10 protein-coding genes are annotated in these 13,793 nt (G+C 55.0%); 2 read left to right on the forward strand and 8 right to left on the reverse strand.

The genetic code is table 11. The features are described 5' to 3' along the window. Window positions 1–17: 17 nt before the first annotated feature. From malQ to glpE, 5 genes are all read right to left on the reverse strand, one after another. Complete coding sequence (gene malQ / locus AC6I8X_RS18740) at window positions 18–2,072, reverse strand: 4-alpha-glucanotransferase (protein WP_497840274.1); 2,055 nt, start codon at window positions 2,070–2,072, stop codon at window positions 18–20. A gap of 13 nt (window positions 2,073–2,085) precedes the next feature. Beyond that, the gene (gene malP, locus AC6I8X_RS18745) at window positions 2,086–4,491 is read right to left on the reverse strand and encodes a maltodextrin phosphorylase (protein ID WP_497840275.1); all 2,406 of its coding nucleotides are present in this window, start codon (window positions 4,489–4,491) and stop codon (window positions 2,086–2,088) included. A gap of 150 nt (window positions 4,492–4,641) precedes the next feature. Further along, window positions 4,642–5,400 carry a DeoR/GlpR family transcriptional regulator gene (locus tag AC6I8X_RS18750; protein WP_084877524.1) on the reverse strand — a complete coding sequence of 253 codons (759 nt, stop codon included), beginning with the start codon at window positions 5,398–5,400 and terminating at the stop codon, window positions 4,642–4,644. Window positions 5,401–5,450: 50 nt separating this feature from the next. After that, window positions 5,451–6,278, reverse strand: a complete 828-nt coding sequence (gene glpG, locus AC6I8X_RS18755; RefSeq protein ID WP_084878615.1) for a rhomboid family intramembrane serine protease GlpG — start codon at window positions 6,276–6,278, stop codon at window positions 5,451–5,453. Between the two features lie 31 nt (window positions 6,279–6,309). Then, window positions 6,310–6,636, reverse strand: coding sequence for a thiosulfate sulfurtransferase GlpE (glpE, locus tag AC6I8X_RS18760; RefSeq protein WP_084878617.1), 327 nt, complete (start codon window positions 6,634–6,636; stop codon window positions 6,310–6,312). 228 nt (window positions 6,637–6,864) lie between these two features. Here glpE and glpD point away from each other — a divergent pair, with 228 nt between their 5' ends. Both glpD and AC6I8X_RS18770 read left to right on the forward strand, forming a co-directional pair. Further along, a complete protein-coding gene (gene glpD, locus AC6I8X_RS18765) occupies window positions 6,865–8,373 on the forward strand; it encodes a glycerol-3-phosphate dehydrogenase (protein ID WP_313685711.1) in 1,509 nt (502 codons plus the stop codon). 131 nt (window positions 8,374–8,504) lie between these two features. Further along, window positions 8,505–9,344: a DUF817 domain-containing protein gene (locus AC6I8X_RS18770; protein WP_497840276.1), complete on the forward strand. Its 840-nt coding sequence runs from the start codon at window positions 8,505–8,507 to the stop codon at window positions 9,342–9,344. A gap of 80 nt (window positions 9,345–9,424) precedes the next feature. On the opposite strand, the gene iolE is transcribed toward AC6I8X_RS18770, so the two are convergent. The 3 genes from iolE to iolD are packed head-to-tail and all read right to left on the reverse strand — an operon-like array spanning window position 9,425 to window position 13,341. After that, window positions 9,425–10,321 carry a myo-inosose-2 dehydratase gene (iolE, locus tag AC6I8X_RS18775; protein WP_313685707.1) on the reverse strand — a complete coding sequence of 299 codons (897 nt, stop codon included), beginning with the start codon at window positions 10,319–10,321 and terminating at the stop codon, window positions 9,425–9,427. Window positions 10,322–10,333: 12 nt separating this feature from the next. Further along, window positions 10,334–11,347 carry a bifunctional inositol 2-dehydrogenase/D-chiro-inositol 1-dehydrogenase gene (iolG, locus tag AC6I8X_RS18780; protein ID WP_299448214.1) on the reverse strand — a complete coding sequence of 338 codons (1,014 nt, stop codon included), beginning with the start codon at window positions 11,345–11,347 and terminating at the stop codon, window positions 10,334–10,336. Window positions 11,348–11,406: 59 nt separating this feature from the next. Then, window positions 11,407–13,341: a 3D-(3,5/4)-trihydroxycyclohexane-1,2-dione acylhydrolase (decyclizing) gene (iolD, locus tag AC6I8X_RS18785; RefSeq protein WP_497840277.1), complete on the reverse strand. Its 1,935-nt coding sequence runs from the start codon at window positions 13,339–13,341 to the stop codon at window positions 11,407–11,409. Window positions 13,342–13,793: the final 452 nt, after the last annotated feature.

Raw genomic sequence — 13,793 nt, forward strand, 5'->3', positions numbered from 1 at the left:
CGACGCTGTCGCGCGTCTTATTTCCCCCGGCGCCCGGCGCTCACTGCCTTCAGCAAACGCTGCACTTCCCCATCCGCAAACATCGTTTCCAGCGTGACGCTGAGTTTACGTCGCCAGTTGGGATATTGTTCAACCGTGCCCGGCACATTCACCGGTGAGTCCATAGCCAGCCAGTCTTCCGGTTGCAGGCCCAGCAGTGCGCTCTCGGTCGCGGCGAGAAAACGGTGAATCGCCAGATTGAGCGTGGGTGACATCGCAAGTTTCGTCGCCTGCTTAGCGCTACGCGCCGCTAACACACCCGCCTGATGCAACGCATCCAGCAATGACTGCTTCTGCTTTGCCCGCTGCTGTTGCAGGGATCGCAGCACGCTTTCGCCGGGATACAGCCCGAGTTTATTTCCCAGCAACAAATCACCTGCCTCCCAGAACCCGGTCAGCGTGGGTAGGTCATGGGTGCTGGCGCTGGCGATAGACTGGCGCGGATACTCGGCAGGCAGACGGTAGCTTTCATCGTGGTGTTGCTCAAACCACAGCACCTTCCAGGAAAAAATGCCGCTGTTGCGCAGCAGGCTGACAATTTCTTTGGGCACCGTCCCGAGATCTTCACCGATCACCATGCAGCGATGGCGCTGACTCTCCAGAGCGAGGATCGCCAGCAGCTCCTGTACCGGATAGGCGACGTACGCGCCTTTATCCGCCGTTTCCCCATAAGGGATCCACCACAAACGCAGCAGCCCCATCACATGATCGATACGTAACGCGCCACAATCGCGCATATTCGCGCGCAACAGATCAATAAACGGCTGGTAGCCGCGCGCGCGCATCACATGAGGATCGAGCGGCGGCAGCGACCAGTTTTGCCCGAGCGGGCCAAGGCGATCCGGCGGTGCGCCAACCGAGGCACGCAACTTATAGAGTTGCGGATCCTGCCAGGTTTCCGCACTCCCCTGCGCCACACCGACTGCCAGATCGCGATACAGCCCCACCGTCATACCCAGCTGCTGGCTCCGTTGCCAGCAGCGGGCAAACTGCTGCTGTGACAGAAACTGCAACCAGCTCCAGAACTGAATCTCGTCCTCATGCTGTGCGCACCACTGCTGTACTTCCGGCAACTGTGCGTTGCGCCAGCCTTCCGGCCAGTCGGTCCAGCCCCATGTCTGTTGATCCTCTGCGCAGCGTTCAGCCTGAATACCGTCAAACGCCGCCTGATAGCGCAGGTGTTCGCCACCTTGCACCATAAACTGCTGAAATTCGGGCCTGTCATGCTGACGGAACGTCTGCCAGGCGAGACGCAGCGCATGGATTTTAAGCTCTGCTACCGCGCGGTAATCCACCCAGTCACTGGCACGGGCTTGTTCCAGTGCCCGGCGGGTTTTGGCACTTTTCCACCAGCGTTGTGCCGCGCTGCTACACTGGAAATCCTCCAGCTGGCTGACATCGATATACAGCACATTCAGCCAGTAACGCGAGGTAGGACTGTAGGGGCTGGCCATCTCTGGCTGTGCCGGATAAAGCGCATGCAAAGGATTGAGGCCGACGAAATCACCGCCCTGCGCAGCCACCTGTTCCAGCATCCGCTCCAGATCGCCAAAATCGCCGATCCCCCAGTTTTGGTCGGAGCGCAGCGTATACAGCTGCACCAGCGCTCCCCAGCGTTTTTCTCCCTGCTCCAGCGGTGCAGGCAAATAACAACGACGTGGTGCGAGGATGATGCGTGTCAGCCACTGCTGGCGGCCTTTGCGCAGGGTCAGCTGGTGATAGCCTTGCGGCAGACGCGGCGGCAGGCGCAGCACCTCGCCGCCCTGCACGCTGCCCTGCCACTGTTTTCCCTGTTCGGATATCAGTTGCCAGCTGAATTCACCGTTGCCCTGTGGCACCAACTGGCGTTTGGCACGACCGGCAAACACCTGCACCGGTGGCAGCGGCGGCGTTTTGCCCGCCGGAGTCGCCATCACCTCCAGCAACGCACGTTTGGTATCATCACTGATGGCTGCCGGTTCGCCTTTGGCGTTGATAAAACGTAACGCAATACCGGCGTCTTGTGCCGCCTGATCCAGTTTGCTTAGCGTCATGGTTTCTCCGATTTTACCGCTTCGCCTGCCAGATGCGTTTCTGGTAATCACGAATCGAACGGTCAGAACTGAACATCCCGGTGCGCGCCGTATTAAGGATGGCCGCTTTGGTCCAGGCTTCCTGATCTTTCCACAGCGCTTCCACCTGCTGCTGTGCCGCGATATAAGCATCAAAATCAGCCAGCACCAGCCAGGGGTCGCCATTTTTCGTCAGGCTGTCGAGCAGCAGATCAAAGGCATGTTTATCACCATCGCTGAATTTGCCTTTCTCCAGTTCTTTCAGCAGGCCATCGAGATGTTTATTGGCCTTGCGCAGCTTTTTCGGGTGATACCCTTCCGCTTTCAGCGCTTTCACTTCATCCACGGTGTGGCCAAAGATAAAGATATTTTCCGCGCCGACTTCCGCCGCAATCTCCACGTTAGCCCCGTCCAGCGTGCCGATGGTGAGCGCCCCATTCAGCGCCAGCTTCATATTGCCGGTGCCGGAGGCTTCATATCCGGCCGTGGAGATTTGCTCGGAGAGATCCGCCGCCGGGATCATCAGCTCAGCGGCGGTAATACGGTAGTCCGGGATAAACACCACCTTCAGCTTATCCCCCACTTTCGGGTCGTTGTTGACCACCTGAGCCACTTTATTGATGGCATAGATGATGTTTTTCGCCAGGTAATACCCCGGTGCCGCTTTGGCCCCAAACAGGAACACCCGCGGCACGAAGTCCGGGTTGTGCGGATCGTCCCGGAGCTGGCGGTAACAATGGAGAATGTGCAGCAGGCTGAGGTGCTGGCGCTTGTATTCATGCAGACGTTTGATCTGCACATCAAACAATGCCTCGGGGTTCACCTGAATGCCGGTCACCTGATGGATATACTCCGTCAGCTGGTGTTTGTTGGCCTGCTTGATTTTGCGGTACTTCTGGCGAAAGGCTTTTTTCGTCGCAAAGGGTTCCAGCGCTTTCAATGCGTCGAGATTGTTGGCCCATTCAACCTGCAAGGTTTCGTCGAGCAGCGCCGACAGGCGTGGATTACATTGTTGCAACCAGCGACGCGGCGTGATGCCGTTGGTGACGTTGTGGAACTTCTTCGGCCACAGCTGGTGATATTCCGGGAACAGATCGTTGACCACCAGCTCAGAATGCAGCGCCGCCACACCGTTGACGGCAAAGCCGCTGACCACACACAGGTTCGCCATGCGTACCTGGCCATCCGCCACCACGGCCAGCTTGTGCCACACCGCCTCATCATCCGGCCATTGTCGCTGCACCAGCTTCTTCAGACGGCGATTAATTTCGCGGATAATTAACATATGCCGCGGCAGCAAGCTGCGCACCAGGCGCTCATCCCAGCGCTCAAGCGCTTCCGGCATCAGCGTATGGTTGGTATAGGCAAAAACGCGACTGGTGATATGCCAGGCATCATCCCAGCTCAGCTGATGCTCATCCAGCAACAGGCGCAGCATCTCAGGAATGGCGATGGTCGGATGGGTGTCATTCAGCTGAATGACTTCATAATCCGGCAGCTCATGCACAGAACGCCCGGCCAGATGGTGACGCCGCAAAATATCCCCCACCGCGCAGGCGCACTGGAAATATTGCTGCATCAGACGCAGGCGCTTCCCTTCCTGATGATTGTCGTTGGGATACAGCACCTTGGTGAGTTTTGCCGCCTCGATACCCGGCTGCTCGGACTGAAGAAATTTACCGTCATTAAACAGGCTGAGATCAAACGGATGGTCGCTGGTGGCTTTCCACAGGCGCAGCGGCAGGGTGACACCATTACGATAGCCCACCACCGGTAAATCCCAGGCCTCACCTTTCAGCCAGAAATCGGGTTGCCAGTAAAAACCCCCGCCCTCGGTTTTGACGACTTTACCGCCCATCCCCACCTGCACATCGTGCGCCGCGTTATGCCGGAACCACGGGTAGCGATCTCGTTGCCAGTCATCCGGCGCTTCTTTTTGCTGGCCGTCATCAAACGACTGGCGAAACAAACCGTATTGATAATTCAGGCCATGCCCCATCGCCGCCTGGCCGACAGTGGCCATCGAATCCATATAACAGGCGGCTAAGCGCCCCAGCCCGCCATTACCGAGCGCCGGATCGATCTCTTCTTCCAGCAGCTCGCTCAGGGAAACCTGATGCGATGCCAGCGCAGTCTGAACATCGTCATACCAGCCGAGGTTCATCAGGTTGTTGCCCGTCAGACGCCCAATCAAAAACTCCATCGATAAATAATTGACGTGGCGCTGGCCTTTGCGCGGCGTCAGCGGGGGCTGCGTTGCCAGCAACTCCGCCAGCGCAGCGCTCAGCGCCTGCCACCACTGATGCGGCGTCATTTGTTGCGCTGAAGAAAGACCAAGAGATTGCCACTGGCGAGTGAGAGCGGCGTCAAAGCGCGCTTTATTGAATTTTTGTTGCGACATATCAATCCCTTCCGAATCCGGTAACGGTTAAGCGAAATTGGGGAGCGCAGGGCCATGGAAGGCCTGAATGGATAAGTAAAGACGGGGCAGGAGAAAAAAGCGACAGAAAAACAAGGCGGGAGAGAAAAAAAGCCCGCCTGGCTGGAGGATTTAGCAGAGTTCGAGCTGGACTTCGTGCTGCTCAATCACTTTCATCACGCTGGCAGGCGGTACGAGGTCAGTGTACAGATAGTCGATCAGACTCATACTGCCCAGATTGACCATGGCGTTGCGGCCAAATTTCGAGTGATCCACCACCAGCATCACGCAGCGTGAGTTTTCAATGATGGCGCGTTTGGTACGCACTTCGTGGTAATCGAACTCCAGCAGCGAGCCATCCATATCAATACCGCTGATACCAAGAATGCCGTAATCAAGGCGGAACTGGGAGATAAAGTCGAGGGTGGCTTCCCCCATGATACCGCCATCGCGGGTGCGGACTTCACCACCTGCGATGATGACGCGGAAATCAGGCTTCGCCATCAGCAACATCGCCACATTGAGGTTATTGGTGACCACACGCAGATTGCTATGATTCAGCAACGCGTGGGCTACCGCTTCCGGCGTGGTCCCGATATCGATAAACAAGGTCGCGCCATCAGGGATCTGGCTGGCGACGCGCGCCGCAATGCGCGCTTTTTCCGCCGACCACATCATTTTGCGGTCCTGCCAGGCGGTGTTTTCTGAACTGGATGGCAGCGCTGCGCCGCCGTGATGACGCTGAATTTTGTTCTGATCGGCCAGATCGTTCAGATCGCGCCGGATGGTTTGCGGGCTGACCTCAAAATGATCCACCAGCTCTTCCGTGCTGACATATCCCTGACGCCGGACCAGATCGATAATGGCGTCATGACGTTGCGTCTGCTTCACATCTCTCTCCTGTTCACGGCTGCATGCCGCGATCTTCTTCTTTTTTGGTGCTAGCGGCGCAGCGCGCTCGAACGCGTATCGACAAACGCCATCGCCAGTCCAACCAGCAGGCCAGTGACGTGTGCCGCATTGGCAATCGACAAACCAAATGCGCCGTACCAGCCAATAATCAACCATACAATAGCGAAACCCATCAAACCGCGCTCAAGATAAATCCCACTTTCAGGATCGCGCTCGCCGCGCAGCCAGCAATATCCCATCAGCGCGTACACCACACCCGACAGACCACCAAACAGTGCGCCACTGAATTTAGCCTGCATCCAGCCGGTGAGAAGTGCGGAAATGAGCATAATCACAAATAACTTACCGCTGCCAAGACGCTTTTCTACCGCCCCGCCGAGGTACCACCACCACATCAGGTTGAACAGAATATGCAGCAGGGAAAAATGCAGCAGCGCATGGCTAAACCAGCGCCATACCTGGAAATATTGCTCCGGGCCATCGGGCCAGCCCAGCCAGCCGAGCACAGTTTCATCACCGACAATCTGCATCAGGATAAACACTGCCACACAGGCAATCATCATGGTCATGGTGAGCGGACCCGCGCGTTCGCGAATGTTCGCCCAGATATTGCTGCGCTCATAGCGCAAGCCGCTCTCGGTACTGCCGGTGTGCCAGCTGGCGGCCTGATAACGGGGGTGGTTGGGATCACGAACGAACTGTGCGAGCTCGTTTTCGACCATATCCAGTTTGCTTTCATCTTCCAGCAGAATGACGAAATGGCTTTCACGCTCAATCGTCAGCCTGACGCCGCGCGACGCCATATAATCAACAAACGCCTGAGCCATGCGCGGATTATTGAACTGGGTAATGCGCATCATGCGGTGCTCTCCTTCCTTTTATGTACGCTCACATTGAGCCAGTGGCTACCTGAGCCGGAAACGCCGCGCGCCAGGCGTCAAATCCCCCATCAATACTGTATGCCGCACTAAATCCCTGCCCTAACAGGAACTGCGCGGCACCTTTACTGCTGTTACCGTGGTAGCACATCACCAGAACGGGCTGGTCGAGTTTCGCCTGACTGATAAAGTCGGCAAGGTTGTCATTCGACAGATGCTGCGCACCGGCAGCATGGCCCAGAGAGAAGCTTTGCAGGTCGCGGATGTCCACCAGCTGGGCACCTTGTGCCAGATGCTCCTGAGCTTGCAGAACGTTAATACATTCGAAATTTTCCATGGTGTCTCTCATCACATCGTCACAATTGACGCCTAGTTTACCCTGAGTTGTCAGCGCCATAACCTGATAAAGAGTGTGGCTTTGTATTTTTTTTCCTGCCGGAATGTTAGCTGTATCACGCAAAGATGTTTTTATTAGGTTAACCGCTGGCATCGATGTTGGTTTCCGATTATTATTATGCTCGAAAACGAACATTTAAGAACTATTCCGAACATCGGAGGAGATGACGTGGAAACCAAAGACCTGATCGTTATCGGCGGCGGCATCAACGGTGCCGGCATTGCAGTGGACGCTGCAGGACGCGGACTGTCGGTGCTGATGCTGGAGGCGCGGGATTTGGCCTGTGCAACCTCCTCTGCCAGTTCCAAACTGATCCACGGTGGCCTGCGCTACCTGGAACACTACGAATTTCGCCTGGTGGGCGAAGCCCTGGCGGAACGTGAAGTGCTGCTGAAAATGGCACCGCACATTGCCTTCCCGATGCGCTTCCGTCTGCCGCATCGCCCGCATTTGCGCCCGGCGTGGATGATCCGCATGGGGCTGTTTATGTACGACCATCTCGGCAAACGCACCAGTCTGCCGAGCAGTAAAGGCCTGCGTTTTGGCGCGGATTCGGCACTTAAGTCTGAAATCACGCGCGGATTCGAATATTCCGACTGCTGGGTGGACGATGCGCGCATGGTAGTCCTCAATGCCCAGGAAGTGGTGAAACAGGGTGGCGAAGTCCGCACCCGTACCCGTGTGACCCGCGCCTGGCGTGAAAGTGGCCTGTGGATGGTCGAAGCGGAAGATATTGATACCGGTAAAACCTACACCTGGCGTGCCAAAGGTCTGGTGAATGCGGCCGGTCCATGGGTCAAACAGTTCTTCGACGATGGCCTGAAGCTGAAATCCCCGTATGGCATCCGTCTGATCAAAGGCAGCCATATTGTGGTGCCGCGCGTACATCGTGAAAAGCAGGCCTATATTCTGCAGAACGAAGATCACCGTATCGTATTTGTTATTCCGTGGATGGATGAGTTCTCCATCATCGGCACCACTGACGTCGAATATAAAGGCGATCCGAAAGAGGTGAAAATCGATGATAACGAAATCAGCTATCTGCTGAAGGTGTACAACGCACACTTCAAAAAACAGCTGACCAGCGAAGATATCGTCTGGACCTATTCCGGCGTGCGCCCACTGTGTGATGACGAGTCCGACTCACCGCAGGCGATTACCCGTGATTACACGCTGGATGTGCATGACGATAATGGTCAGGCACCGTTGCTGTCAGTATTTGGCGGCAAGCTGACGACTTACCGTAAGCTGGCGGAACACGCGCTGGAGAAACTGGCGAAATATTACCCGAACGCCGGTCCGGCATGGACCAAAAACGCGGTACTGCCGGGTGGCAATATCGCCGGTTCACGCGAGGATTACGCGGCCAATCTGCGTCGCCGTTATCCATTTATCAGCGAAGGCATGGCACGTCATTATGCCCGCACCTATGGCAGCAACACCGAAGTGCTGCTGGAAGGCGCACAGAGCCTGGCGGATCTCGGTGAGAACTTCGGCCATGAATTCTATGAAGCCGAGCTGCGTTACCTGGTGAAACACGAATGGGTGTATGAACTGGATGATGCTATCTGGCGTCGCACCAAACAAGGCATGTGGCTGAACGATGCCGAACAGGCGCGTATTCGTGAATGGCTGGCGACCCACCGCCAAAAACCGACGTTGTCGCTGGCGTCATAAGTTAGCTTCCAGCCAGATAAAAGGCTGTTATCCTGCAAAAGGATAACAGCCTTTTTGTATTCAATGCGCCGCTGGACAAAACAGCCGGTGCACAATCGGAAAGGGAATGCTCAATCTGCAGGGATGAAGTTATGTACAATCAAATCGATCAATTTTTGACTCACCCACCAGAAATGAAGCTAAAAGGGCTAAGGCGTATTAGCATTGAGTTTATCTGGTTCGGTATTAAAGAATTGCGTGCCTGTTTATTTGCCGGGCTATTTTTCCTCGCCATTTTCTGTGTACCTCGTTCAGGTATAGCGGGCATTGCGCGTTACGATATGCTGCTGATTATCGCGGTAGCCATTCAGTTCATTATGGTGATGACCCGGCTGGAAAGCTGGGATGAACTGAAAGCCATTACGCTATTTCATATCCTTGGATTTATTTTAGAAGTATTTAAAACCTCTTCAGCCATCGGCTCATGGCACTATCCAGAGGCGGGCTGGAGCAAGATCGCCGGGGTGCCACTATTTAGCGGTTTTATGTATGCCGCCATCGGTAGCTACATTATTCAATGCTGGCGACTAATGGATATGAAAATCCGCCACCATCCGCCCATCATCTGGGCGGTGATGCTTTCACTGGCGTTATACATCAACTTTTTTACGCACCACTTTATTGGTGATTATCGCTGGTATATCGCGTCGGTAGCTCTGGGGTTATACGCACGTTCAGAGGTGATATTTACGCCGTATGATCGGCCCCACCGGATGCCACTGCTACTGGCGTTTGTTCTGATCGGCTTTTTTATCTGGCTGGCAGAAAACTTAGGAACTTTTTTCGGCATCTGGCAATATCCGAATCAAATTGGTGCCTGGGCGACGGTGCATGTTGGCAAGTGGGGAGCCTGGTCACTGCTGGTAATAATGACGTTTACTATCACGCTATTTCTTAAAGATATTAAAAAACGCGTACATATTGCTCAGTAAAATTTAAACCCGCGCGATAAATTGCGCCGCTACAATAATTGCATATTCCGTAGCGGCGCGATTCATCGCGCATTTTGGTGTTAAAGCCCGGTATTTTCGCGAATATATTTCCGCGCTTTCACCGCATATTCAAATGGGTTCGCCAGCGCCGGGTCCTGCTCTGCTTCAACCACCATCCAGCCTTTATAACCAAAATCATCGAGGATTTTGAACACCGGTTTGAAATCAATCACGCCATCACCCGGAACGGTGAAGGTGCCTTTTTTCACGCCGTCGAGAAAGGACAGTGAATTTTTACGGACTTCCGCCACCACGCTGTCGCGGACATCTTTCAGATGCACGTGGAAAATACGCGGCAGGTACTGGGTCAGCACATCCAGCATCGCCTGCTGCGAACCCTCGGAATAATAAATATGGCCGGTGTCATACAGCAGGCCCACGTTCTCATTGGTGGATGCCATAAAACGGTCGATCTCGGCCGGTGTCTGGATCGCGGTGCCCATATGATGATGCAGGCAGACGCGCATCCCTTTCTGCGCGGCGATCTCCGCCAGCTCGTTGTAGCCTGCTGCTGTCAGACGCCACTCTTCATCGCTGAAAATGGGTTTCTGTTCCAGTACCGGCAGGGTGGTGCCCTGAATACTTTTGCTCTGCTCAGAGCAACCAATCACGCGCGCGCCCATGGCATGCAGGAAATTCATGTGGTTGGTAAATTCGTCGATGGTTTTCGCTTTTTCGCCGTTGGCGAAGAAGGTACTAAACCAGGCGTTGCAGATCTGTATGCCTCGGATATCCAGCATCGGCTTGAGCACCGCCGGATCGCGCGGATATTTGCTGCCCACTTCGCTGCCGGTAAAGCCTGCCAGCGCCATTTCACTGACAGTCTGCTGGAATGTGTTCTCGCTACCGAGCTCCGGCATGTCATCGTTGGTCCAGCCGATCGGCGCAATCGCCAGTCTTACATTGTCTTTGTTCATGGGAAGCCCTGATTATTTGTTATAGAAAGTCGGGCGCGGCGGCATTTCAACCGGCTCAATGGCACCACTGTTCTGCGCCTTCAGGCAGGCATCGGCCGCCACCGAGGCAGCAAAGCCATCCCATGCGGAAGGTCCGGTCAGCTGTCCGGCTTTGACGTCGTTAATAAATGCCTGCAGTTCCACGTCATACGCATCGATAAAGCGATCTTTCCAGTCAGTCAGAATGGCATTACCAAGGCGGGCATTTTTGCGCATCTGAATCGCAGAAGGTTCCGGCAGCTTCGCGATGCCCTCTTCTCCCACCACTTCGCATTGAATGTCGTAGCCATAAGCGCAGTTAACGAAGATTTCCACGTCAATGCGGATCCCTTTCTGCGTTTCAAACAGCACGATTTGCGGGTCTTTCAGTTTCGCGTGCGATTTCGACGTCACGCGCGGGAACACCACCTGCACACTTTTGTAATCGTCTTCGGTCAGCCAGCGCAGCACATCCAGCTCGTGAATCAAGGTATTGGTGATTGCCATGTCGGTAGTGTAGTTCTCGCCCACGCTCTGGTTGCGATGCGCGCAGTGCAGCATCAGCGGCTCACCGATTTCGCCGTCGGTAATCACCTTTTTCAGCGCGCGATAGCCTGAATCGTACGGGCGCATAAAACCAACCTGAACCAGACGCTTGCCGTGTTTCACTTCCGCATCAACGATGCGACGACAGCCGTCAGCGGTCAGCGCCAGCGGCTTTTCGCAGAATACCGGCTTACCCGCAGCAATCGCCGCCAGGGTGAACTCTTCATGCGTCGGGTCCCACGAGGTGACGAGCACCGCATCAACATTCGGTGAGTTGATGACCTGATGGCCATCCTGATACACCTCAGCCTCAATATTCAGACGTTGCAGCGCGGCACGCGCACCTTCAACGTTGATATCTGAAACCGCCACCACCTTCGCGCCCTGCAGCACGTTGTTGCAACGACGGATATGTTCCTGACCAATTGCACCGGTACCGATAACACCGAGTTTGAGCGTCATAATTACACCTGTAGAGTCGGATAAGGGTAAAACAAGGCCGGAGAATACCGGCCAGAAGATTAATACTTACGCGCCTGCTCGATATGCGCGTTAAGGTTGTCAGCCACTTTTTGCGTGCGCTCGGAAGTGGAGGCTTGCGCCACACCCACATGCCACCAGCTGAAATATTTGTGCACCATGGTTTTTGGCAGCACTTTAATGTCGATAAGGGTCGAAACCGTCTGCTTCTGCGCGTCAATCAACGCATCCTTGAGTTGCTCCAGCGTGGTGACGCGATAGGTTTTACAGCCGTAGCCACCCGCAATCGCGGCGAAGTCCACCGGTACAAAGCCACCATCCAGCTTGCCACCTTCCGGGTTGCGGAAGCGGAACTCGGTGGTGAAACTGTCCATACCGTGTTCCATTTGCAGGTTGTTGATGCAGCCGTTGGTCATGTTATCCAGCAGGATCACGTTGATTTTCGCCCCTTCCTGAATCGAGGTGACCAGCTCGGAATGCAGCATCATAAAAGAGCCATCCCCCACCATCGCGTAGACCTCGCGCTGCGGCTGTGCCAGCTTCACACCGAGCGCCGCATTCACCTCATACCCCATACAGGAGTAGCCGTATTCAACGTGGTACGAGTTGTAATCTTTGGTGCGCCACACGCGTTGCAGATCGCCCGGCAGACTGCCCGCGGCAGCCACAATCACCGCATCCTTTGGGAGTTGCTCGTTTAAGGTGCCCAGCACGCTGCTCTGCGTCAGTACCGATTGCGTCAGGCGCTGGAATTCCGCAAACAGCGCTTCACGGTCAATATGGTCGGCGATTTCCGGGATGAAATCGTCAGTGTTATAGACCGCGGCAAAAACGCGCTGGGTTTCTTTCAGCAGCTTGCTCTGCGCCTGGTCAATTTGGCCACCCCAGTGGTTTTCAAAGCCCTGCAAGCCATGTTCCAGCGCCGTCAGTCCTTCACGGGCATCGGCCAGCAGCTGCACCGCATCCAGCTTGTAACTGTCGAAATTGCTGACGTTAATATTGAGGTAGCTGACGTCCGGGTTCTGGAAAATCCATTTCGAGGCAGTGGTAAAGTCGGTGTAACGGGTGCCGATCCCAATGACCAGATCAGCCTCTTTCGCCAGCAGGTTAGCGGCCAGACAACCGGTTTCCCCCACGCCACCGACGTTCAGCGGATGATCGGAGACGATGGTGCCTTTACCCGCCTGAGTTTCCGCAAACGGAATATTGAAACGTTCCGCGAACTTCAGCAGGGCCTGACCCGCTTCGGAGTATTTCACTCCACCACCGACGACGATCAGCGGCTTGTGCTTACGCGCAATCAGCGCCAGAGCTTCTTCAAGCTGAGCGGCGGTTGGCAGACGACGATCAAGACGATGCACACGCTTCTGGAAGAAATATTCCGGGAAGTCCCAGGCTTCGCCCTGCACATCCTGCGGCAACGCGATAGTGACGGCACCGGTTTCCGCCGGATCGGTCAGAACGCGCATGGCATTGATACAGGCGGTCATCAGTTGCTCAGGACGGCTGACGCGATCCCAGTATTTGCTGACGGCGCGGAAGGCATCGTTGGTGCTGATGCTGAGATCGTGGCTCTGCTCGATCTGTTGCAGCACCGGGTCCGGCTGGCGCGTCGCGAACACATCGCCTGGCAGCAGCAGTAAAGGGATACGGTTCGCCGTTGCGGTGGCAGCGGCGGTGATCATATTGGCTGCGCCCGGTCCGACCGACGAGGTACAGGCGATGATCTGGCGGCGCAGCGATTGCTTGGCAAAGCCGATGGCGGCATGCGCCATACCCTGCTCATTGCGGCCCTGATGTACCACCAGATCGCCGCTGTCCTGCTCCAGTGCCTGTCCCAGTCCCAGCACATTACCGTGACCAAAAATAGCGAAAATGCCTTTCACGAACCTGGTTTCAACGCCATCCACGTTCAGATACTGGTTATTGAGAAATTTCACCAGCGCCTGTGCCGTGGTTAATCTGATTGTGCCCATATGATCTTCCTTTACATGCTGGTACCTGCGGACCAGGTACAACGCGGTTAACGTCAACGCACCGGAAATGGCGACCGCGGATAAGTGAAACGTGAGGCGATTATAAACAAATATTTTTTCCATAAAATATGATTACAGAAGAAACATTTCATTTTGCGATGGAGATCAAATTCAGCGATGAAACGGACACAGGGACAGGCCACAAACCGGGCAAAGTGGAACAGCTTTGAAGCATGCTGGGGGAATAACGAAATTTCATTTCACTTCAGTAGCTTCCTTTATTTCACAGTGATTTCCTGCGAGCTGGCTCACAAGCCAGAGCATCCGTGAAATTCATCGCTCCACCATCCGCTGTTTAGCACACTGGCAAGAGTTTTACCTGGTTCACAAAATCGTGACAGATATTTCATTTCATATTGTATTTGGAATTTTTATTCCCCATACTGCGACCA

It is taken from the genome of Pantoea sp. X-Soil-TKNS-1280, from assembly GCF_059730475.1.